Raw genomic sequence first — 21,047 nt, 5'->3', positions numbered from 1 at the left:
TTATGCCCGACGCTGCTTGAGCGCGTGAAGCGCTGGCCGGAACTGCAGCCAGGGCATGGGGTAAATATAGTGGCTCAATGTCCACGCCAATATGACCATCAGCACCTGACCGACAACGAAACCGGCCGCGACGCCCAGTAATCCCCAATACGTCGACAGCACCCACATGGCCGCCAGCGACGTGATACCCGATATCACGGTCACGATGGGGATGAACTTCGTCTTCGATGTAAAGAAGAAGAAATTCGACAATGCAAAGTAAATCCCACCAATGCCATTACCGATGGCGATTAGCGTTGCAACATCGGTGGCCCCTGCGAATCGCTCCCCGACGACAAGCCCCAGCAGCATCTGGACGACCAGCGCGGCCAACGCCGACAGCGCAATGAAAGCCAGCGCGACGGCGTACGTCACGCCCACGATCAGCGTCTTGCGCTGTTCGGTCGCACCGTTGAGTTCGCGATACAGCCACGGACCGTACACCTTCGAAAAGGCGTCGGAAACCAGCACCATCGCGTTGCCAATTTGCAGGCCCACCGCGTAGAAGCCTGTCTCCGCAACGCCGAAACGGTGCGTCACGATCATCTGACCGCCGTACGAAATCAGCAGCCCACCGACAACGTGGGGAATCAACGGCATCCCGAATTGCAGGATGTCTTTTGAGCGCACGTGCCACTCATGACGCGTGAACACGATATAGCTTTCCCGGTACAGCAGATACACGCCAATCAGCGCGAACGAGACCAGACTCAACGCCTGCCCCAGAACGCGCCCTTGCCACGCGAGCCCGGCAATCAGCACAAGAACGAGGGACGCGCCGACGTTTGCGCCGCTAAGCCCCACCTGAAACGTGCCGTACCGACGAGCATTTCCCATCGCCTGCCACAGCGCGAGACGGATGTTCACGACGAATTGCAGTCCAGACATCGCCACCGCTGCCATCAGCCATGGTGTGGACAGGTTCGTCAAAGCGTTCAGCCACGTACCGAGGCCCACCGTGACGGCCGACACGACGGTCGTGCTTATCGCGAGAATGCCGAAGCAGACCCCGATGTACTCGGCCAGCGCGCGCTTGTCGAGCTGGAAATAACGCACCGAAATCGCGCCGTGAACGCTCATACCCGTAAAGGCATTCGCTATGCTCATCACCACAGTAAACATGGCGATCGTGCCGTATTCCGCCGGTGAAAGAACGCGCGTCAGGATCGGCAGAAGCAGAAACGGAATCGCAGCGTTCAGGACATTGGCAAAAAAATAAATCCCGGCGTTTTGAAGCGACTTGCTAGTGAACTTCATTGGTTCGCGCCGTCAGTGGTCGACATGTCCAATCCATCAGGATGCCGGACCCCTCACAAGCGGAACACCGTCATGCCGACGTCCTGACAGACGTGCCTGTCGTAGAGCGATTTCACATCGGCGAGCACAGGACGTTCGCCGCGACAAAGACCGCGCAAAGCCTCCGGTGAAAGCGCGCGGAACTCGTTGTGGCCGACGGCAACGATAAGACCGTCCACCTGATGGTCCGCGTCGATCATGCCGAGTTCGATACCGTATTCATGGGCGACCTCTTCGGCGTTTGCCCACGGATCGGTGACGATGACATTGACGTTCCACGAGCGAAGTTCGCGAACGATGTCGGCGACCTTGCTGTTGCGGATGTCCGGGCAATTTTCCTTGAACGTGATGCCCATCACCCCGACCGTGCAACGCGCGACGTCGATGCCGTTGCGCAGCATCAGACGTACCATGTTGCGCGCGACATAGCGCCCCATGTTGTCATTGATGCGGCGACCGGCAAGAATCACTTGCGGATGGTATCCAACTTCCTCCGCTTTGTGCGTGAGGTAATACGGATCGACGCCAATGCAGTGACCGCCGACCATGCCGGGGCGGAAGGGGAGGAAGTTCCACTTGCTGCCCGCAGCCTCAAGCACCTCCAGCGTGTCGATCCCGAGGCGGGCAAAAATGACCGATAGTTCGTTCACCAGTGCGATGTTGAGGTCGCGCTGCGTATTCTCGATGACCTTTGCGGCTTCCGCAGTCTTGATGCTCGTGGCGGGAAATACGCCGGCTTCGATGATGCTGCCATACAGGGCCTGCACTTCGCGTGCGGCTTCCGGCGTCGAACCGCTCACGATCTTCTTGATTTTTGTGAGCGTATTGACCTTGTCGCCAGGGTTGATACGTTCCGGACTGTATCCGCAGAAGAAGTCCGTATTGAATTTCAGTCCCGAGACCTTTTCGAGCACGGGAACGCACGCTTCTTCCGTACAGCCGGGATAGACCGTCGATTCGTAAATCACCAGATCGCCCGGCTTAAGTGCACGCGCGACTGTCTGCGTCGCACCCAGGAGGTAGGCGAGGTCGGGACGGTTCGCCTTGTCGATGGGCGTGGGTACCGTCACGATGAAGATCGAGCAATCTTCGAGGGTTTTGGGGTCGTCGGTGCAGACTAGGTGTTCGGCTGCGGCAAGCGCTGGTGCGTCCACTTCCAGAGTGCTGTCCTTGCCGGAGCGCAATTCTGCGATACGTTTCGCACTGATGTCAAAACCGACAACGGATCGCTTTTTGCCGAACTCGACGGCCAGCGGCAGTCCCACATAGCCAAGGCCAATAATGGCGATCTTCTTTTTGTTAACGTTCACATGCACTCCATCGTTTTGCGGGGTATGGCAATTGACCGTCGAGTAACGAGGAATGAAATTCTGACAAGACGCGGAATTTCAAAGCCCTGCATTAGTGCTCGAACACGCTGAATTTCAATAATACCGGCCGATTCAATTCAGCCGATCGATTTACCTTCTGTCAATCCGACTTCGCCCTGAAGCGCCTCGATCTCAGCACGTAACGCTTCATACTCGGCCATCTTTCTCTTCAGAAAACCGCTAGTCAGTGCGGCTTTTTCTGCGAAACCTGCAGGCGTCAACAAATACACGTAACCGAACTTATTCTTGCTATGGCTAAAGTTCTGTGTCTTGACCCAACCCTTTCGGATTAGCGCATTGAGGCAATAATTGAGACCGCCAACGCTTACACCGAGGCGTTGCGCCAATTCCCGCTGCGTCAGGTCTGGATTCTCCTGCAGGATCCGCATGACCCGGAAATATGTGTCTTCCTGGAGATTAGCTTGCCGGCTTGTCATCAATTGTCCTTGAGTCTGGTCACGGTTCACCCCGCTTGGCGAGGCGAACCGTGATGGCTGGCCATTTTGGTGCGAAAGTTTGTAAGAAGTTGAACAAGTTTACATGAAGTCCTCTTTCGCGCGCGAAAAATATCAGGAAAAGCGTAACGAGACGTGACAAGCCTTCTTTTTGGGGCTTAGCTCGAAGAAGCGCTTGGGCGGCATCGGGTGCGCGAGGCTTGACTCCTGCCGGTAGCGATCTAGCCTTAATGTCGGAACGAAGCTCAATTTCGCTGCCACCCGCACAAGATGGCCTTCTCCATCCTCCTGATCGTCGTTGTCGCCGCCGCGCTCGCCTTCCATTTCTGGAGCCCGTGGTGGCTCACGCCGCTGGCGTCGAACTGGCGGCAGATGGACGACACGCTCACCATCACGCTGGTGATTACCGGCGCGGCCTTCGTTGTCGTCAATCTCTTCGTCGCCTGGGCGATTTTTCGCTATCGGCATCGCGACGGCCATAGGGCCGCTTACGAGCCTCACAATCGCCGCCTCGAGGGGTGGCTGATCGGTATCACCACCGTCGGCATTGCCGCGATGCTCGCCCCCGGCCTGTTCGTTTACGCCAAGCTCATCGACCCGCCGCACGACGCCCGTGCCGTCGAGGTCGTCGGCCAGCAGTGGCAGTGGCGCTTCCGCCTGCCCGGGCCCGACGGGCGGCTCGGCAGTTCCGATCCGAGCTACGTCACCGCCGACAACCCGCTCGGCCTGAATCCGAAAGATCCCGCCAATCAGGACAACCGCATCGTCGACGCCCCCGAACTGCATCTTCTCGTGGGTCAGCCGGTGAGATTGCTGCTGCGCGCCAAAGACGTGCTGCACGACTTCTACGTCCCGCCGTTTCGCACCCGCATGAACATGGTGCCCGGCATGGTCACGCAGATGTGGCTCACACCCACGCGCACCGGGCGCTTCGACATTCTCTGCGCCCAGTTGTGCGGCGTCGGCCACGCGAACATGCGCGGCGTCGTGGTCGTCGACGACAAGCCCGCCTACGACGCCTGGGTCGCCAAGCTGCCCACCTTCGCCTCGCTGCAGGCGCGGCACGCCGGCGCGGCTGCCGCCGACCCGCTCGCCGCCAAGGGCAAGCTGCTCGCGCAAACGAAGGGGTGCGCCGGGTGCCATACGGTCGACGGCAGCGCCGGCGTCGGGCCTACGTGGCACGGGCTCTTCGGCAAGACGGAGACGTTCCAGGACGGCAGCACGGCGCACGTGGACGAGGCCTATCTCGCCGCGTTCATTCGCAACCCGACCGCGCGCGTCCCGAAAGGCTTCGCGCCGCTCATGCCAAAAGTCGACCTGACGGACGACGAACTGAAGGCCCTGATTGCCTACATCCGGACACTGGGCGCGAACGCCGCGCCCACGCCGACGCCGGCCCGCCCGCCGGAGGCAACGCCTGCCGCCGCGCCGATTCCGCCAGCGCCCGCGACTCCCTCCGCCGCCGCCCCGCGCGTGGACGTACAACTGGCGCAGAACTCGCTGCAGACGCCGCGCCCACCGGCGCAGTACGGGCCACTGACGCCGTCGGCCCCGGCAAATCAGGGAACGCAACCGTCACCGCCATCGCAGCCGGCCCGCCGGCCGGGCCAGCAGACACCGGGACTTCCGCTGCAGAACGATTCGCGCACGAATATGCCGCCGCTGGGTGTGCCGCCGGCGCCGTCGACGAACCCGCCGCCGTCGGGCTCCGCACGGCCGAGTGTGCCGATGATCCGGCCGGCACCGTAGGTCGATACGGAGCGTGAGCGCGGGATAGGGCCGGCAGGAGGCGTGAGACAGCAACACCGGCAGACGTAACGTCGCGGTACCGCAGCATGGCAGGGACGAGCCGTGCACAGGCACGTGAATGCAACGGCCCACCGATGCAAAACCCGCTTCGCAAGGACGAGCGGCGCAACGACACGCAACGACACGCAACGATACGCAAACGCAGCGACGAGACACCGAGCAGCACGACGACGCATCCACCAAACAACACGGCACCGAGCAACGCAACCACGAAACGACACCGTCGCCACGCCGAAAGCGTCACGACAGTTCAGGAGACAGCTCATGACTGGCGATTCCGACAGCCCGGCCCACGCCGGCGTGTACCGCGGGGGCCCGCAGAGCTTCTGGACGAAGTACGTCTGGAGCCAGGACCACAAAGTGATCGCGGTGCAGTACGCCCTGACCGCCATCGCAGTCGGTCTGGTCGGGCTCGTGCTCTCGAACCTGATGCGGCTGCAGCTCGGCTTTCCAGGCAAGTTCTCGTTCATCGACGCGAACCACTACTACCAGTACGTCACCATGCACGGCATGATCATGGTGATCTATCTCCTCACGGCGCTCTTTCTCGGCGGCTTTGGCAACTACCTGATTCCGCTGATGGTCGGCGCGCGCGACATGGTCTTCCCGTTTCTGAACATGCTCAGCTACTGGGTCTACCTGCTCGCCGTCGTTGTCCTGATGATCAGTTTCTTCGTGCCGGGCGGCCCCACCGGGGCGGGCTGGACGCTCTATCCCCCGCAGGCGATCCTGCCCGGCACGCCAGGCACCGAGTGGGGCATCGTGCTGATGCTCGTCTCGTTGCTGATCTTCATCGTCGCGGCGACGATGGGCGGTCTGAACTACGTCACCACGGTGCTGCAGGCACGCACCGAGGGCATGACGCTGCTGCGCCTGCCGCTCACCGTATGGGGCATCGTGATGGCGACGGTGCTCGCCCTGCTCGCGTTCCCCGCGCTGTTCGTCTCGGGGGTGATGATGCTGCTCGACAAGACGCTGCACACGAGCTTCTTCATGCCCGCGCTCGTCTCGCTCGGGCAGCCGCTCGACTATCGCGGCGGCAGCCCGCTGCTGTTCCAGCACCTGTTCTGGTTCTTCGGACACCCCGAGGTCTATATCGTCGCGCTGCCGGCCTTCGGCATCGTCTCGGACCTCGTCAGCGTGCACGCGCGCAAGAACATCTTCGGCTACCGCATGATGGTCTGGGCGATCCTCGCCATCGGCGTGCTGTCGGTCGTCGTGTGGGCCCACCACATGTTCATCAGCGGCATGAATCCGTACTTCGGGTTCTTCTTCGCGACGACCACGCTGGTCATCGCGATTCCCACCGCGATCAAGGTCTACAACTGGGTGCTCACGCTCTGGCGTGGCGACATTCATCTCACTGTGCCGATGCTCTTCGCCATCGGCTTCATCAGCACGTTCGTGATCGGCGGTCTCACGGGGCTTTTCCTCGGCAACGTGAGCGTCGACATGCCGCTCTCCAATACGTATTTCGTGGTGGCCCACTTTCATATGGTGATGGGCGTGTCGCCGCTGCTCGTGATCTTCGGCGGCATCTATCACTGGTATCCGCTCATCACCGGCCGACGCCTGGACGACCGCCTCGGCCACTGGCATTTCTGGATTACGTTCCTCGGCACCTACGCGATCTTCTTCCCGATGCACTACCTCGGCGTGCTCGGCATGCCGCGCCGCTACTACGAGTTTCAGAACTACAGCTTCATCCCCGATTCGGCACACGCCATGAACGCCTACATCTCGGTGGCCGCGTTCGTCGTGGCCGCCGGCCAGCTGCTGTTTCTGTTCAACCTCGCGTGGAGCCTGCGGCACGGCAAGGCGGCGACACACAATCCGTGGCGCGCCGCATCGCTCGAATGGCAGACGCCCGACGTGCCGCCCGTGCATGGCAACTGGGGGCCGGTGCTGCCCGTGGTCTATCGCTGGCCGTATGAGTACAGCGTGCCGGGCGACAGCGACGACTTCGTGCCCCAGAACATGGCGCCCGACCCGCGCCGTCCGGCCACGCTCGCGCATGGCGACACGACGGCGCTGCATCGTCGCGATGCGCCGCCGCCGTCGTCCGGGGCGCCGCCCGCGCCGGATTCTCCCGATTCACCTCGTTCACCCGACTCGCCGAGAGGAGCCACATCATGAGACCTGTCCCGTCGTGGCCGTCCATGCCGGGCGGCGTACCGGTTGCGCAACCGCATCGCCGTGCGGCCTCGCAGATCGCACTGTGGTGGTTCATGGGCGTGGTGGGCAGTCTGTTCGCGCTGATGCTCGCCGCGTACGTGATGCGCATGAGCCTGGGCGACTGGCGTCCGCTGCCACCGGTCAATGCGCTGTGGATCAACACCGGCATGCTGGTAGCGGCCTGCATCGTGATGCAGTCCGCCGCCTCGCAGGCGCGCCGCGGCGAGTTGCGCCGCTCGCGCCGCGACTGGCGCGCGGCGGGCGTGCTCGCGCTGGCCTTCGTCGGCGGGCAAATGTGGGTCTGGCACGACCTGGTCGCCCGTCACTACGGCGTGAGCGGCAATCCGGCCAACAGCTTCTTCTTCCTGCTCACCGGGCTGCATGCGCTGCATCTGCTGGGCGGGCTGGTGGCGTGGGCGTGCCTGGCGCCGCGTCGGATCACCCACGCCGTGCGTGCGCGCCGGTTGTCGCTGAGCGCGCAGTACTGGCACTTTCTGCTCGCGCTCTGGATCGTGCTCTTTGCCGCCATCGTCAACCTCACGCCGGAGATCGCGCAGCGTCTGTGCGGCACCGGCGGTGCCGGCGGCTGAGCGCAACGGGAAGAGCGGGGCGTCGCCAGAGACGGCCGGAAATGCCGGGAGGCAATGTGAGAGATAGTGCGAGAGAGTGAGAGGTGATGCGAGATAGCGCGAGATGGTGTGAGAGATCGCGTGACATGTCGCAAGACTATGTGAGGAGCCACATCGTGAACCCGTCATCGTCCCTGCCGCCTGCGTCCCCCACCGCTTCGGCTGCCGCGCCGCCCGGCGGATGGCGCGGCGTGGTGGCGGACTGGTCAGGCGATCGCGCGGCGTTTCGCGTGCCCTGGGGCAAGGCCATGATGTGGATCTTCCTGCTCTCCGACACGTTCGTCTTCAGCAGCTTCCTGATCGGCTACATGACGGTGCGCATGTCCACGACCGCGCCGTGGCCCAATCCGGCGGAGATCTTCGCGCTCGACGTGAATGGGCATCCGGTGCCGTTGCTGCTCATCGCCATCATGACATTCGTGCTCATCAGCAGCAGCGGCAGCATGGCGATGGCGGTGAACTACGCCTATCGACGCGATCGCGACAAGACGGCCGCCTGTATTCTCGTCACGGCCTATCTCGGCATGGCATTCGTCGGCATGCAGGCGTTCGAATGGACCAACCTGATCGTGCACGAGGGCATCCGCCCGTGGGGCAACACGATGGGCGCGGCGCAGTTCGGCGCGTGCTTTTTCATGATCACGGGCTTTCACGGGCTGCACGTGAGCGCGGGCGTGGTTTATCTGCTCACCGTCATGCGCCGCGTGCTCGACGGCACACTCGAGCGGCGCGGCAACTACCAGCTCGTCGAGATCGCCGGGCTCTACTGGCACTTCGTCGATCTCGTGTGGGTGTTCATCTTCGCGTTGTTCTATCTCTGGTAGGAGGAGCGATGAATTCCACGGCAACCCCGGCCTCGGCCGCCGCCTCCCCGCCGGGAGCGGCCGGCGGCGAGCATTCGGGACAACAACACTCGGTGCGCCTCTACCTGAAGGTATGGGGGCTGCTGTTCGTGCTCTCCACACTGTCTTATCTCGTCGATTACGCCAACCTGCAGGGCTATTTGCGCTGGACGCTGATACTCGTGCTGATGGTGGCGAAGGCGGGACTCATCGTGGCGGTCTTCATGCACATGCGCTGGGAGCGCCTCGCGCTGGTCTACGCGATTCTGATCCCGCCGCTGGCGCTGCTCGTGCTCATGGCGCTCATGGCGGCGGAAGCGGACTACACGTTCCTCACGCGCGTTGCGCACTTCCGTTGAGGGCGGCGTTAGCAGGGAGGGGGCGGCGTCAGAGCAATTCCACCAGACGCCGATCGCTCTTCCGGCAGTATTCGGCGCACGCCGTGCGCGCGGCCGTCGCGGCCCCATGGACGAAGAGCGGCGCGTCCGCCCGCCGCGACATCGACACCACGATCGAGGGCGGCGCGGGCTGCAACGGCAACTCCACCACTTCGCCGTTTGCAATCAGGTCGTCGACGAACAGGCGCGGTATTGCCGCCACGCCGAAGCCGTCGCGCACGAGCTGCACGATCACGGCGATCGACGGCGAGCCGGTAATGCGCGTCTCGGACAGTGGCACGCCATGCACACCGGCGAGTTTCGCCACGATGTCCTCGAGCGCGCGGTGCGGCGCAGTGCCGCGCCCGTAAGTCAGGATCGGGTGCTGCAGCACCTGCTTCGCAAGCCCGCTGCGCGTGTTGGGGAACATGCCCGTGCGCGCGACCCAGTGCACGGGATAGTTCGCGAGTGCATCGCACACCACGCTGCTGTCGTCGCTGCCCTCCACGCGAATGATGAGATCGAGCTCGTCGGCGACGAGGCGGCGTTGCAACTGCACCGACACGTCGACCGTCAACTCCACTTCCAGCGTCGGGTAGTCCGACGCGAGACGGCGCAGGTAGTGTGGCAGCCAACTGTGCACGACGGTCTCGATCACGCCCAGACGCAGTCGCCCGCGCAACAGGCTCTCGCCCGAGGCGGCCGTCTGGAGCCGTCGCGCCGCTTCGACCACGGCCTTTGCATACCCGAGCAGATATTCCCCGTTCGGCGTGAGGCGGAATTCGCGGCTGTCGCGATCGACCAGCGCCGTATTCAACTCCTCCTCCAGCGCCTTGAGCCGCTGCGAGATGGCCGCCGGCGTGGCGTGCAGCGCGGCGGCCGTTGCCCGGAAACTGCGCAGCTTGGCCAGCGTGACGAAGGTTTCGAGAAAGCGCGTGTTCATGGGGGAGTGTCGTGGGAACGAAGGCCGGGAGCGTGCCCAAAACCGGCGTCGGGCGATGAAAATAAATGCAACGAACTTGGGGAAAACCCGCGATGTTGTTAAGAAATTCTATACGGCTCTGCGTAGAAAAAGTCGTTAGCGACAACTTTTTTTTCTTTCTATGCTTCACCCATCCGATGCCGCCGAGGTATCGCCCCCCATGCCGGAGCCACCATGAACCATCCTGCCATGCCGCACGATTTCACTTCGCAGCGCGCCACGATCACGCCCTTCGAATTTCGTCAGGCTGTCCGCAGCGGCCAGTTTCGCGGGCCGACGGCCGGCTACTGCGGCGACTTCGCGCAGGCCAATCTCGCTATCCTGCCGGCGACGCACGCGCATGACTTCCTGCGCTTTTGCCAGAGCAATCCCAAGGCCTGCCCGCTGCTGGGCGTGGGCGAGCCGGGCCAGTGGCACGTGCCGGCTCTGGGGCGCGAGGTGGACATCCGCTCCGACGTGCCGGGCTACAACATTTACCGCGACGGCAAGCTCGCCGAGCAGGTCGACAACCTGGCCGAGTTCTGGCAGAGCGATTTCGTCGTCTTCGCCATCGGCTGCTCGTTCTCGTTCGAGGACATGCTCGCCAAGGCCGGTATCCCGCTGCGCCACGTGGAAGAGGGGCGCAACGTGCCGATGTATCGCACGAAGATCGCGAACCAGCGCGCGGGCAAGTTCGGCGGGGAACTGGTCGTGTCGATGCGTCCGATGAAGGGCGCCGACGCCATTCGCGCCGTGCAGATCACGAGCCGCTTTCCCGGCGTACACGGCGCGCCGATTCACATCGGCGACCCGGCCGAGCTGGGCATCGCCGATCTGTCCCGGCCGGAATTTGGCGACGCCGTCACGATTCGCGACGGCGAGCTGCCCGTGTATTGGGCCTGCGGCGTCACGCCGCAAACGGCGCTCATGGACGCGAAACTGCCGCTGGCGATCGCACATCGCCCGGGGTACATGCTCATGACGGATATCCCGAACGCATCGCTCGCCGTCTTCTGAGCCGTGCGACGCGTCGCCCGGGCGCTCCATCGCGCCCGCCGGATGTACGCACCATTGCACTAACGCACTACGGCATCACCGAGCAACACGCATCACACAAGCACCGCGCCATGACGGGAGGCGGCGGGCGAGCCATCGCCCGCCGGTGACCGCACACGCCCATCGGGGAGCGCGGCCTCGAGGGCACCACACGGCAAGTCAGGACATCACCGGAGCCTTTTTCTCATGGAAAGCAAAACCCCTCTCGCGAGCCCGTCTGCGGCCCCCGCCGCAAGCGGAGACACCGGCGGCAGCCTCATCGGCTGGTACGGCGACGCCACGCCGCGCGAAAAGCGCGCCTTCTGGAGCTGCAAGGTCGGCTACATGCTCGACGGCATGGACACGCAGATGTTGAGCTTCGTCATCCCCACGCTCGTTGCCACCTGGGGCATCAGCCTTGCGGACGCGGGCTTCATCGGCACGCTCACGCTGCTCGCATCCGCGCTGGGCGGCTGGGTCGCCGGCATTCTGTCGGACCGCATCGGCCGCGTGCGCACACTGCAACTGACGGTGCTGTGGTTCGCGGTTTTCACCGGACTGTGCGGCCTCGCGCAGAACTATCACCAACTGCTCGCCGCCCGTGCGCTCATGGGCTTTGGCTTCGGCGGCGAATGGACCGCGGGGGCCGTGCTCATCGGCGAAGTGATTCGCGCGCGCGATCGCGGCAAGGCGGTCGGGCTGGTGCAATCGGGCTGGGCCATCGGTTGGGGGCTGACCGCGATTCTCTACTCGGTGCTGTTCTCGCTCATGCCCGCCGACATGGCATGGCGCGCGCTCTTCCTCATCGGCCTGCTGCCCGCGCTGCTGGTGCTCTTCATCCGCCGCTACGTGCAGGAACCGGAGGTCTACCAGAAGGAGAAGGCCAAGCAGGCGAAGGCAGAGGATGCGCCTGGCCTGGCCGCCATCTTCAGTCCCGCCCTGATCTCGACGACGATCCGTGCGGCGCTGCTCACGACCGGCGCGCAAGGCGGCTATTACGCCATTACGACGTGGCTGCCCACGTTCCTCAAGACGGAGCGTCACCTCACGGTCATGGGCACGGGCGGCTATCTCGCGATGATCATCTTCGGCTCGTGGGTGGGCTATCTGGCCAGTTCGTACCTGACCGACCGGCTCGGCCGCAAGCCGAACTTCATCCTGTTCGCCGTGGGCTCGATGGTGATCGCGTTCTCCTACACGTCGCTGCCGCTCACCGACAACGCGATGTTCTGGCTCGGCTTTCCGCTCGGCTTCTTTGCGTCGGGCATCTTCAGCGGCATGGGCGCGTTTCTCACCGAGCTGTTTCCGACGAGCGTGCGCGGCTCGGGACAGGGCTTCTGCTACAACGTCGGCCGGGCCATCGGCGCGCTGTTTCCGTTTCTCATCGGCATGCTCTCGAAGCAGTACGGCCTGGGCGCCACGATTGGCATCTTCGCCGGCGTGGCCTACGGCGTGCTGATCGTCGCGGCGCTCACGCTGCCCGAGACGCGCGGACGCGAACTCGAGTCGCTCGAATCCCTTAAAGCGCGAACGAACTGACGAAACACCGCGGCGGCCCCGCTGCCGCGTCCACCCTTCGATTTCACCGTTTCAGCCCCCCGGCAACGCATCGGTGTGCGCGGCCCCGCCTGGCAGCGGGCCCTCGCCGGGACACGTGCGTCCTGCGCCAGCGTGCGCAGCCGCCGCCACCGTTATCTCGAACGACGACGGCGCCGCCCTGTCACCGTTCGATCCCGTTTGACCCTTGTTTCGCGAGTGACCTCATGACGAACGCTCTCACGCCCTCCGCCCAGAACCGCGCCCCGGCGCATCAGACTGCCTCGCGCTGGCAGTTCTGGATCGATCGCGGCGGCACCTTCACCGACATCGTGGCGCGTCGCCCGGACGGCTCGCTCGTCACGCACAAGCTGCTCTCGGAGAACCCCGAGCAATACCGCGACGCCGCCGTTGCGGGCATCCGCCATCTGCTTGGGCTCGACGCCGCCACCCCGATCACACCGGCGCTCGTCGACATGGTGAAGATGGGAACGACGGTTGCCACCAACGCGTTGCTCGAACGCAAGGGCGAGCCGCTGGCGCTGGTGACGACGCAGGGCTTTCGCGACGCGCTGCGCATCGCGTACCAGAACCGTCCGCGCCTGTTCGACCTCGACATCGCCCTGCCCGAAGCGCTGTATGCCGAAGTGGTGGAGATCGACGAGCGCGTGGGCGCGCACGGTGACGTCGTGCGCGAGCTCGACGTCGACGCCGCCCGCGAGGCGCTGGCCGCCGTGTACGCGCGCGGCATCCGGGCGTTGGCCATCGTATTGATGCACGGCTACCGCTACCACACGCACGAGAAGGCGCTCGCCGCCATCGCACGCGAGCTCGGCTTTACGCAGATTTCCGTGTCGCACGAAGTGTCGCCGCTCATGAAGCTGGTCTCGCGCGGCGACACGACGGTCGTGGATGCCTATCTCTCGCCGATCCTGCGTCGCTACGTCGAGCAGGTCGCGCGCGAGATGCCGGGCGTGAACCTTCAGTTCATGCAAAGCAGCGGCGGTCTCACGCGCGCCGACAACTTCCAGGGCAAGGACGCGATCCTCTCCGGCCCGGCAGGCGGCATCGTCGGTATGGTGCGCGCGTCGAGCGCGGCGGGCTTCGACCGCGTGATCGGCTTCGACATGGGCGGCACGTCGACGGACGTCTCGCATTACAACGGCGAGTTCGAGCGCGTATTCGAGACGCAGGTCGCCGGCGTGCGCATGCGCGCGCCGATGATGAGCATTCACACCGTGGCCGCGGGCGGCGGATCCGTGCTGTCGTTCGACGGCACTCGCCTGCGCGTGGGTCCGGACTCGGCCGGCGCGAACCCGGGGCCGGCGGCGTACCGACGGGGCGGTCCGCTCACCGTCACCGACTGCAACGTCATGCTCGGCAAGATCCAGCCCGCGCACTTTCCGAAGGTCTTCGGCCCGCACGCCGACGCGCCGCTCGATCGCGACGTCGTGGTGGAGAAATTCACGGCGCTGGCCGCGGAAATCGAACGCGCGACCGGGCGGCGGCAAACGCCCGAAGCGCTCGCGGAGGGCTTTCTCGAGATCGCGATCGGCAGCATGGCGAACGCCATCAAGAAGATCTCCGTGCAGCGCGGCCACGACGTGAGCCGCTACGTGCTCACGACGTTCGGCGGCGCCGGCGGCCAGCACGCGTGCGGTGTGGCCGATGCGCTCGGCATGACGAAAGTGTTCGCGCACCCGCTCGCCGGGGTGCTTTCGGCATACGGCATGGGTCTGGCCGACCAGACCGCGATGCGCGAGCGCATGATCGAGGCACCCCTGTCCGAAGATGGCATGGGAGCGCTGGAAGATGCGCTCGGAGCGCTCGCCGACGAAGCCGTGAACGCGCTGCTCGCGCAAGGCGTGCCGCCGTCGCGCATCGAGACGGTGCGTCGCGTTCACGTGCGCTACGCGGGCACCGATTCCGCCCTTGCCGTGCCGTTTGGCGACGTGGCGCAAATGCGCGCCGCGTTCGAGGCGGCCTACCGTCAGCGCTATTCGTTCCTCATGGACGGCGCGGCGCTGATCGTGGAAGTGGCGTCGGTCGAGGCGGTCGGGCGCTCGGACGCGCCGGTCGACATCGCACCGCTGCCCGCGCGCGGCGCAGGCGCCCCGCAGGCCATCGATCGCGTGAAACTCTACGCAGGCGGCGCGTGGCATGAGGCGGCGCTGTTCTCGCGCGACACGCTGCTCGCCGGCGACACCCTCGACGGCCCGGCCATCGTGGCCGAGAAGAGCGGCACGACCGTCGTGGAGCCGGGCTGGCAGGCGCAGATGACCGGGCAGGGCAACCTCGTGCTCACGCGCGTGGTGCCGCGCGCCACGCAGCGCGGGCTCGGCACGCAGGCCGATCCGGTGCGTCTCGAGATCTTCAACAACCTGTTCATGTCGATCGCCGAGCAGATGGGCCTGCGTCTGCAGAACACGGCGTATTCGGTCAATATCAAGGAGCGGCTCGATTTTTCGTGCGCGCTGTTCGACCGCGAAGGCAACCTGATCGCCAACGCGCCGCACATGCCGGTGCATCTCGGTTCGATGGGCGAGAGCATCCGCACCGTGATCGAGCGCAATCGCGGCAAGATGCGCGAGGGCGACGTCTTCATGCTCAACGATCCGTATCACGGTGGCACGCACTTGCCGGACGTCACCGTCATTACGCCGGTGTTCGTGCACGGCGACGGCGAAGACAGCCGCGAGCCGCTGTTCTACGTCGGCTCGCGCGGGCACCACGCGGACATCGGCGGCATCACGCCGGGCTCGATGCCGCCCGACTCTACGCACGTCGAGCAGGAGGGCGTGCTCATCGACAACTGGCAACTGGTCGCCGCGGGCGAGCTGCGCGATCGGCAGACCCGCGAACTGCTGGCCGGCGCGCGCTATCCGGCGCGCAACATCGATCAGAACATGGCGGACCTGCGCGCGCAGGTCGCCGCGAACCAGAAGGGCGTGGACGAGTTGCGCCGCATGGTGCGCGAGTTCGGGCGCGACGTCGTGCTCGCCTACATGGGCCACGTGCAGGACAACGCCGAAGCGGCGGTGCGGCGCGTGATCGGCGCACTCGCCGACGGGCATTACCGCTACGCGCTCGACAATGGTGCGCTCATCGAGGTGGCGATTCGCGTCGACAGCCAAACGCGCTCGGCGACGATTGACTTCACGGGCACGTCGGCGCAACTGCCGAACAATTTCAACGCGCCGCGCGCGGTTTGCATGGCCGCCGTGCTGTACGTCTTCCGCACGCTCGTGGACGACGACATTCCGCTCAACGCCGGGTGCCTCAAGCCGCTCACCGTTATCGTGCCGCACGGCTCGATGCTCAACCCGGCCTATCCGGCCGCGGTCGTCTCGGGCAACGTGGAGACATCCTCGGCAATTACCAATGCGCTGTACGGCGCGCTGGGCCGGGTGGCATCGAGCCAGGGCACGATGAACAACTTCACGTTCGGCAACGAGACGTACCAGTACTACGAGACGATCGCGGGCGGCAGCGGGGCTGGCGAAGGGTTTCATGGCGCGCACGCGGTGCAGACGCACATGACGAACTCGCGGCTGACCGACCCCGAAGTGCTGGAGTGGCGCTATCCGGTGCGGCTCGAAAGTCACCGAATCCGGACCGGCTCCGGCGGCGCGGGTCGCTGGCGCGGCGGCAACGGCGCGGTGCGGCGAATCCGTTTCCTCGCACCGATGACGGCGTCGATTCTGTCGAACAATCGCGTGCATGCCCCGTTCGGGGCGCAGGGCGGTGCACCTGGCGCGCTGGGCGCAAACTACGTGGAGCGTGCGGATGGCACGCGCGAAGCGATGGGCCACATTGGCAGTACGCGGATGCAACCGGGGGACGTCTTCGTCGTCGAGACGCCCGGAGGCGGGGGATTCGGCGCGGCATGACGCGCTGCACGATGCCGTAGTGCCCGGCGCGCCGGCGTGTCTCGCGCCGGGCGCATGATGCAATGCAAGGGGGTGACTGGCTGCGTACTAGGAGAAACCTGAAGTGCGGCCGGTTCCCGGAAGGGATGACTGCCTTTGCAAAGGCAGGCGTGCGAGACCTCCGTAGGATGCCTTGGTCGTAGATGACCACGCTCACGTATGGAGGTGTCCACATGTCCGATTCGCCGCAACCATCCTCGCCCGACTCCCTGCTCGACTCCCCGCTCGAGTCTCCGCTCGATTCTCCGCCCGATTCTCCGCCCGATTCTCCGCCCGATTCTCTGCTCGATTCTCCGCTCGATTCCTCACCCGATCGGCGCGACCCCCCTGGGCGCGCCGACGCGGCGCCCCGGCCGGCGCACGCGCAAGCGTTGCCGGCGGCCGGCGACGATCTCTTCGTCCAGTACGAGCGCGCCTGTGGCGAGGTGCAGTTGGCGGGACGCCGGCTGCAGCGCCAGATGCAGGAGTACGAGGCACTGATGGCCGACATCCGGCAGCTCGAGGCGTGCGCGACGCCCGAGGCGCGCGAGAAGCTGTCGCGCCTCCAGACACTCGTGGAGAGCGCAGCGTTTCAACGCGAAGAGCGCGAGATCGCGCGCATGGCGACGGCGCTCGTGAGCGCCATCAAGCGTTTCAAGGCCGATGCGCCGGCTTCGGCGACAGTGACGACAGCGGCGACAGCGACGACAGCGGCGACGGCCCCGTCATCACCGCTCTCGCCGCCGTCAGCGTCATCCGCGGCCGCGACCTGGCCTTCGTCCGTGCCGCAGGAGCGCACCGCGGGGCGTTCTCTCGCGGTGCGCTCGCCGAGGGCATGACGGAGCGCCACATGATGACGGGCTTCCCACCCCCCGGCGCTGACGTGCCGTCGACATCGTTCGCCAGCCGATACGCGACATCCGGTAGATCGCCCGGCGCGTCCCGAACGATCCGAGCATCCGCAATGTCCGGAACTACGGCCTTCGCCGCGTCGGACAATCCCCTGCTCGCAGCCCTCTCGCACGCCAGCGACCGGATGGACGACCTGCATCGGCGCGCGACCGACTGGGTCGCGTCGGCCCGTCAGCGCGCGGCCGACGGCGAGACCACGTCCAGCACGCTCGAGCAGATCGAGATCAAGCAGTTCCTTTCCGCCTACGAGAACGCGCTCACGCTGAGCAACGCGGTGATCGCCAAGCTGCGCGAGCTCATGAGCCGGATCACGAACAACCTCTGACTTTTCCTGCCCACGGCTTTGCCAATGATGATGCTCGACACGCCCCGCGCCGGCTACGGCGCCACCCCCCTCGCTTCGCCGCCCACGCACAGCACGCTCACCAGCGCACGCACCATCGACATGCACTCGCTGCTTCTGGCGCATGCCGCCACGCTGATGCAAGCCGCGGGCAACGACGCGAAGGAGAAGATCGACTCGATGCGCCGGCGTCAATCGCACGGCCGCGAAGCGCGCGACGTCGCCAACCAGATCGAGACGCTGATCAACCAGCTCGGCACGGACACCTCGAAGACCGTCAAAGTCGGCAACGGCATCCGGCAATTCTTTGACAAATACGATGTGGAGATCACCATCGGCGACTCGGGAACGAAGCGCACCCTGCAGCAGTGGGAGAACCGGCCGCGCAAGCTCGGCGAGCGCAATTACGTCGAACCCTCGCGCGAATTCCGTGCCGATCATTTGCGCGCGCTCAAGGCCGCCGCCGAGAGCCGCAGCGAGGCCGCCACCGACAGCCGCACCATCGAGCAGATCGAAATCAACAAGTTCCTGCAGGAGTACAACGGCGTGTCGACGCTCGCCAACACGATCATCAGCTCGCGTGGGCAGCAACTCAACCAGATCAACGGGTCGATGCGCTCGTGAGGCCGCAAGCACAGGAGCCCTGCGTCGGCGAGGTCGAGGCCATCGAGGCCATCGAGTCCATCTTTTCGCGTTTCTTCGCGCAGGGCGGTGCGCTTCGCATGCTCGCCTCGCTCGACGAAGCCGACCTCGCGCGTGTACGCGCCTATGCGCAGCGGCGCTTTTCACAGGGCGAGATTGCCGCCGCGCAGCGCGTCTATTTCGTGCTGGCAACGCTGGATCAGTGGTCGTTCGACGATTGGTTCGGTCTCGGCCTTTGCTACCAGCGGCTTGGGCAGCACGGCGAGGCGCTGCCGTGCTTCGCCAAGGCGGGCGTGATTCGCGCGGACGACCCGCGAGCGCCGTATCTCGCCGGCATGAGCTACCAGGGTATCGGCAATGACGAATACGCCGTCAAGGCCTACGACGCCACGCTGCGGCTTTGCGCGGGGCAGTCGCAGCACAGCGAGCTGGAACGATCCGCGCGCGCGCGGCGCGACGCTCTGACAACTTCTCCGACACGAGGAAACACATGAACCCGATAGGTGCAGTGGGAGTGGGCTATCGCCCGCCATGGACGGGTGACGCGGTGCCGGCGACGGCCGCCGGGGCCGGGCGCGTGCAACATGCGAGCGCGCAGACATTGGCGCCGGCCGGCGAGCGCGTTGCGTGGCTCACGCCGGAGGACTTTCTCCCTGACCCGCCGGCCGACGCTGATTGGGAAGGCGCCGAGGGCGCGTTCGCCCGGCTGCTGCAGCGGCTTTACGCGGCGGGCGAAAGGCTGGGCGCCGAGGCGCTGCGTCCGCCGTCTCAGTTCGGCGTGACGGATTTGGCCAGTCTCGAGAAGCTCGACCCGTCGACGCTGGTGATGGTCGCATCGATGATCTCGATGCAGGCCATGGGCGACACCGCGAAATCCACGCAGCGCGCGCTGGCGTTGCTCGCCGAGCGGCAGGACCGGCTGCGCCAGGAAGACATCCAGAAGTTTCGCGAGCAGATGGAGGCCATGACCCGCGACGCCGACAAGGCGCGCAAGGGCGGCGTGTTCGGCGTCATCTTCGACTGGATCACGGCAGCCGTGGATCTGGTGGTAGGTGCGCTCAAGGTGGTGACCGGCGTACTTACCATGAATCCGCTGATGATCGCGGGCGGCGTGGCGGATCTGGGCGCGGGTATCGCCGGCGTCGGTGCGGCGATCATGAAGACGATGGCGCTGGCCGATCCGAAGAACGCCGAGCACTACGAACGCGAAGCCGCGAAGTGGGGCCACGCGCAGATGGCGTTCCAGGCGTTGGGCATGGTCGTGAGCTTCGGCATTTCGGTGCGCGGGTTCATGGCGTCGCGCTCGGTCGCGAAGACGGCGACGCGCATGTTCCGGGGCGGTGCGGGCGACGCGCTCGCGTCTGCCGTCAAGGCGGGAGACGACGCCGCCATCAACGCGATCAGGACGCGGGTGGTCTCCGAGGTGTCGTATCAGATCGGCGCGGAGGTGGGCCGACAGGTGGGGCGCTCGCTCGCGCAGTCGGGCACGCGCACTGCGCGCTCGCTCGCGGCGCGCGGCTTCAACCGCATGGCCGAGCAGTTCACGCAGCAGATGATGGAGCAGATGGTGACGCGAGCGTTCGACAACGTCGTCAAGTCCACGAGCCGGCAACTGGCCAGAGGCGTGACGGTGAGCGCGGCGGAAGTCACGAAGTCGCTCGGCAAGCAGTTGGCCTCGCAGGGGCGGCGCGCCGTCGCGCGCGGCATGTGGTCGCTCTCGTCGGTGCTGCGCGGCGCATTGGTGGCCGGGCGCGAAATCACCGCGAGTGCGATCGGCATGCAGCGCGCAAGGCTGCAGCTCGATGCCCGCGATCTCGCCACCGAGATGTCGTGGCTGCAATTTCTCATGGCGTTGAACGGCGACGACAAGAAGCGTATCGCCAAACGCATGGAGGCATTGGCCGGCCAGCAGGGCGACGTGGCCGAAGCGGCGAGCGAAGCCGTGACGAGGACGGGCGCGGTGCGCATTCGCATCGCGGCGTCGATGGCCTGATCAACCGGCGCGGTGCGAGCCGCGTCTTCATCACACGGAGTCGGAGATGAACCACATGGCAATTTCGAGCGTGCCGACGTTGACGTCGGCGCCGTATGGCGAGACGGCGAGGCCGGGAACGGCGGCGACGCCTGGCATGTCGCGTGTCGCGACGGCAATGGACAGCCTCGTCATGCTGATGCTGCTCGCGAAGCTGATGATCGAGATCCGCACCGGCGAGCGCAACACGGACCAGGCCTATCGCACGCGGCACGAGGTGATGCTGTTCGCGCGCGGCGTGGCGGCGCGCGACGAAAAATACCGCGCGAACCGCAAGCATTATGACGCTGCGATGACGCAGGCGGGGGGCGCGCTGTTCACGGGCGTGCTCTCGCTCGGCGGCAGCGTGGTCGGCGCGCGCTACGGCCTGCGCGACAGGATCGAGATCGGCCAGGCGATCGGCGGCGTCGTGAGCGGCGTGGGGCAGTTCGGCAAGCCGGCGTTCGAATTCGCGGCGGCTGACCTGTCGAACCGCGGGCGCGACAACGACGTCGTCGGCGAATTCGCCACCTCGCTCACCGACGAGACGCGCCGCACCAACGAGCGCCTGCGTCAGCGCATCGACACGGCGAGCGCCGAGATGCGCGACGTCTCGCGGCAGTTGTACGGCATGGCCGGCCAGCATCTCGCCAAGCTCTACGAGGCCATCCGCTAGCTTTCCCCGGATCTTCTGCCGAGCTTGCCCT

The 21,047-nt window shown here is 65.5% G+C and carries 18 protein-coding genes and 1 pseudogene; 14 read left to right on the top strand and 5 right to left on the bottom strand.

Features of this window, described 5'->3' with window-relative positions; translation table 11 throughout:
• From CDN36_RS17130 to CDN36_RS17120, 3 genes are all read right to left on the bottom strand, one after another.
• Positions 1-1,296, bottom strand: a complete 1,296-nt coding sequence (locus CDN36_RS17130; protein ID WP_287497375.1) for a lipopolysaccharide biosynthesis protein — start codon at positions 1,294-1,296, stop codon at positions 1-3.
• Between the two features lie 53 nt (positions 1,297-1,349).
• Positions 1,350-2,645: a nucleotide sugar dehydrogenase gene (locus tag CDN36_RS17125; RefSeq protein WP_287497374.1), complete on the bottom strand. Its 1,296-nt coding sequence runs from the start codon at positions 2,643-2,645 to the stop codon at positions 1,350-1,352.
• Positions 2,646-2,782: 137 nt separating this feature from the next.
• Positions 2,783-3,142 (bottom strand): MarR family EPS-associated transcriptional regulator, encoded by a 360-nt coding sequence (locus CDN36_RS17120; RefSeq protein WP_287497373.1) that lies wholly within the window; start codon positions 3,140-3,142, stop codon positions 2,783-2,785.
• Between the two features lie 288 nt (positions 3,143-3,430).
• On the opposite strand from CDN36_RS17120, the pseudogene CDN36_RS17115 reads away from it, so the two are divergent.
• The 5 genes and pseudogenes from CDN36_RS17115 to CDN36_RS17095 form a co-directional block, all read left to right on the top strand.
• Positions 3,431-4,540: pseudogene (locus CDN36_RS17115) on the top strand (cytochrome c oxidase subunit II); the annotation flags it as partial.
• 693 nt (positions 4,541-5,233) lie between these two features.
• The gene (ctaD, locus tag CDN36_RS17110; protein ID WP_287497372.1) at positions 5,234-7,105 is read left to right on the top strand and encodes a cytochrome c oxidase subunit I; all 1,872 of its coding nucleotides are present in this window, start codon (positions 5,234-5,236) and stop codon (positions 7,103-7,105) included.
• The gene (locus CDN36_RS17105) at positions 7,102-7,734 is read left to right on the top strand and encodes a cytochrome c oxidase subunit 3 (protein ID WP_287497371.1); all 633 of its coding nucleotides are present in this window, start codon (positions 7,102-7,104) and stop codon (positions 7,732-7,734) included. The genes ctaD and CDN36_RS17105 overlap by 4 nt, the downstream gene beginning before the upstream one ends.
• Positions 7,735-7,859: 125 nt before the next feature.
• Positions 7,860-8,597, top strand: coding sequence for a heme-copper oxidase subunit III family protein (locus CDN36_RS17100; protein WP_287497370.1), 738 nt, complete (start codon positions 7,860-7,862; stop codon positions 8,595-8,597).
• 8 nt (positions 8,598-8,605) lie between these two features.
• The gene (locus tag CDN36_RS17095) at positions 8,606-8,974 is read left to right on the top strand and encodes a cytochrome C oxidase subunit IV family protein (protein WP_150555589.1); all 369 of its coding nucleotides are present in this window, start codon (positions 8,606-8,608) and stop codon (positions 8,972-8,974) included.
• A gap of 28 nt (positions 8,975-9,002) precedes the next feature.
• On the opposite strand, the gene CDN36_RS17090 is transcribed toward CDN36_RS17095, so the two are convergent.
• The gene (locus tag CDN36_RS17090; RefSeq protein ID WP_150555590.1) at positions 9,003-9,935 is read right to left on the bottom strand and encodes a LysR family transcriptional regulator; all 933 of its coding nucleotides are present in this window, start codon (positions 9,933-9,935) and stop codon (positions 9,003-9,005) included.
• Positions 9,936-10,163: 228 nt separating this feature from the next.
• On the opposite strand from CDN36_RS17090, the gene CDN36_RS17085 reads away from it, so the two are divergent.
• From CDN36_RS17085 to sctE, 8 genes are all read left to right on the top strand, one after another.
• Positions 10,164-10,970 carry a putative hydro-lyase gene (locus CDN36_RS17085; RefSeq protein WP_287497401.1) on the top strand — a complete coding sequence of 269 codons (807 nt, stop codon included), beginning with the start codon at positions 10,164-10,166 and terminating at the stop codon, positions 10,968-10,970.
• Between the two features lie 225 nt (positions 10,971-11,195).
• Entirely contained in the window at positions 11,196-12,527 is a 1,332-nt protein-coding gene (locus CDN36_RS17080) for an MFS transporter (RefSeq protein ID WP_150555591.1), read from the top strand.
• Between the two features lie 224 nt (positions 12,528-12,751).
• Positions 12,752-16,414 carry a hydantoinase B/oxoprolinase family protein gene (locus tag CDN36_RS17075; protein WP_287497369.1) on the top strand — a complete coding sequence of 1,221 codons (3,663 nt, stop codon included), beginning with the start codon at positions 12,752-12,754 and terminating at the stop codon, positions 16,412-16,414.
• A 212-nt stretch (positions 16,415-16,626) separates the two neighbouring features.
• Entirely contained in the window at positions 16,627-17,271 is a 645-nt protein-coding gene (locus CDN36_RS17070) for a hypothetical protein (RefSeq protein WP_287497368.1), read from the top strand.
• A gap of 125 nt (positions 17,272-17,396) precedes the next feature.
• Positions 17,397-17,669, top strand: coding sequence for a hypothetical protein (locus tag CDN36_RS17065; protein WP_150555594.1), 273 nt, complete (start codon positions 17,397-17,399; stop codon positions 17,667-17,669).
• A gap of 24 nt (positions 17,670-17,693) precedes the next feature.
• Positions 17,694-18,311 (top strand): hypothetical protein, encoded by a 618-nt coding sequence (locus CDN36_RS17060; RefSeq protein WP_287497367.1) that lies wholly within the window; start codon positions 17,694-17,696, stop codon positions 18,309-18,311.
• Entirely contained in the window at positions 18,308-18,823 is a 516-nt protein-coding gene (locus CDN36_RS17055) for a SycD/LcrH family type III secretion system chaperone (RefSeq protein WP_287497366.1), read from the top strand. The genes CDN36_RS17060 and CDN36_RS17055 overlap by 4 nt, the downstream gene beginning before the upstream one ends.
• On the top strand, positions 18,820-20,322 hold the full coding sequence (gene sctE / locus CDN36_RS17050) for a type III secretion system translocon subunit SseC family protein (protein ID WP_287497365.1): 1,503 nt from the start codon (positions 18,820-18,822) through the stop codon (positions 20,320-20,322). The genes CDN36_RS17055 and sctE overlap by 4 nt, the downstream gene beginning before the upstream one ends.
• A 30-nt stretch (positions 20,323-20,352) precedes the next feature.
• On the opposite strand, the gene CDN36_RS17045 is transcribed toward sctE, so the two are convergent.
• A complete protein-coding gene (locus CDN36_RS17045) occupies positions 20,353-20,496 on the bottom strand; it encodes a hypothetical protein (protein ID WP_287497364.1) in 144 nt (47 codons plus the stop codon).
• On the opposite strand from CDN36_RS17045, the gene CDN36_RS17040 reads away from it, so the two are divergent.
• Positions 20,495-21,016 carry a hypothetical protein gene (locus CDN36_RS17040; RefSeq protein WP_150555598.1) on the top strand — a complete coding sequence of 174 codons (522 nt, stop codon included), beginning with the start codon at positions 20,495-20,497 and terminating at the stop codon, positions 21,014-21,016. The two genes, CDN36_RS17045 and CDN36_RS17040, sit on opposite strands and share 2 nt — an antisense overlap.
• Positions 21,017-21,047 lie beyond the last annotated feature (31 nt).

Source organism: Pandoraea sp. CB10b_02 (assembly GCF_002216225.1).
GTDB lineage: Bacteria > Pseudomonadota > Gammaproteobacteria > Burkholderiales > Burkholderiaceae > Pandoraea > Pandoraea nosoerga.
This window is presented reverse-complemented; position numbering and strand designations above follow the sequence as displayed.

Coding starts and splice junctions, on each gene's coding strand:
- CDN36_RS17130 (WP_287497375.1), bottom strand. CDS start 1,296: ATGAAGTTCACTAGCAAGTCGCTTCAAAACGCCGGGATTTATTTTTTT.
- CDN36_RS17120 (WP_287497373.1), bottom strand. CDS start 3,142: ATGACAAGCCGGCAAGCTAATCTCCAGGAAGACACATATTTCCGGGTC.
- ctaD (WP_287497372.1), top strand. CDS start 5,234: ATGACTGGCGATTCCGACAGCCCGGCCCACGCCGGCGTGTACCGCGGG.
- CDN36_RS17105 (WP_287497371.1), top strand. CDS start 7,102: ATGAGACCTGTCCCGTCGTGGCCGTCCATGCCGGGCGGCGTACCGGTT.
- CDN36_RS17100 (WP_287497370.1), top strand. CDS start 7,860: ATGTCGCAAGACTATGTGAGGAGCCACATCGTGAACCCGTCATCGTCC.
- CDN36_RS17095 (WP_150555589.1), top strand. CDS start 8,606: ATGAATTCCACGGCAACCCCGGCCTCGGCCGCCGCCTCCCCGCCGGGA.
- CDN36_RS17090 (WP_150555590.1), bottom strand. CDS start 9,935: ATGAACACGCGCTTTCTCGAAACCTTCGTCACGCTGGCCAAGCTGCGC.
- CDN36_RS17085 (WP_287497401.1), top strand. CDS start 10,164: ATGCCGCACGATTTCACTTCGCAGCGCGCCACGATCACGCCCTTCGAA.
- CDN36_RS17080 (WP_150555591.1), top strand. CDS start 11,196: ATGGAAAGCAAAACCCCTCTCGCGAGCCCGTCTGCGGCCCCCGCCGCA.
- CDN36_RS17075 (WP_287497369.1), top strand. CDS start 12,752: ATGACGAACGCTCTCACGCCCTCCGCCCAGAACCGCGCCCCGGCGCAT.
- CDN36_RS17070 (WP_287497368.1), top strand. CDS start 16,627: ATGTCCGATTCGCCGCAACCATCCTCGCCCGACTCCCTGCTCGACTCC.
- CDN36_RS17065 (WP_150555594.1), top strand. CDS start 17,397: ATGTCCGGAACTACGGCCTTCGCCGCGTCGGACAATCCCCTGCTCGCA.
- CDN36_RS17060 (WP_287497367.1), top strand. CDS start 17,694: ATGATGATGCTCGACACGCCCCGCGCCGGCTACGGCGCCACCCCCCTC.
- sctE (WP_287497365.1), top strand. CDS start 18,820: ATGAACCCGATAGGTGCAGTGGGAGTGGGCTATCGCCCGCCATGGACG.
- CDN36_RS17040 (WP_150555598.1), top strand. CDS start 20,495: ATGCTGATGCTGCTCGCGAAGCTGATGATCGAGATCCGCACCGGCGAG.
- CDN36_RS17045 (WP_287497364.1), bottom strand. CDS start 20,496: ATGACGAGGCTGTCCATTGCCGTCGCGACACGCGACATGCCAGGCGTC.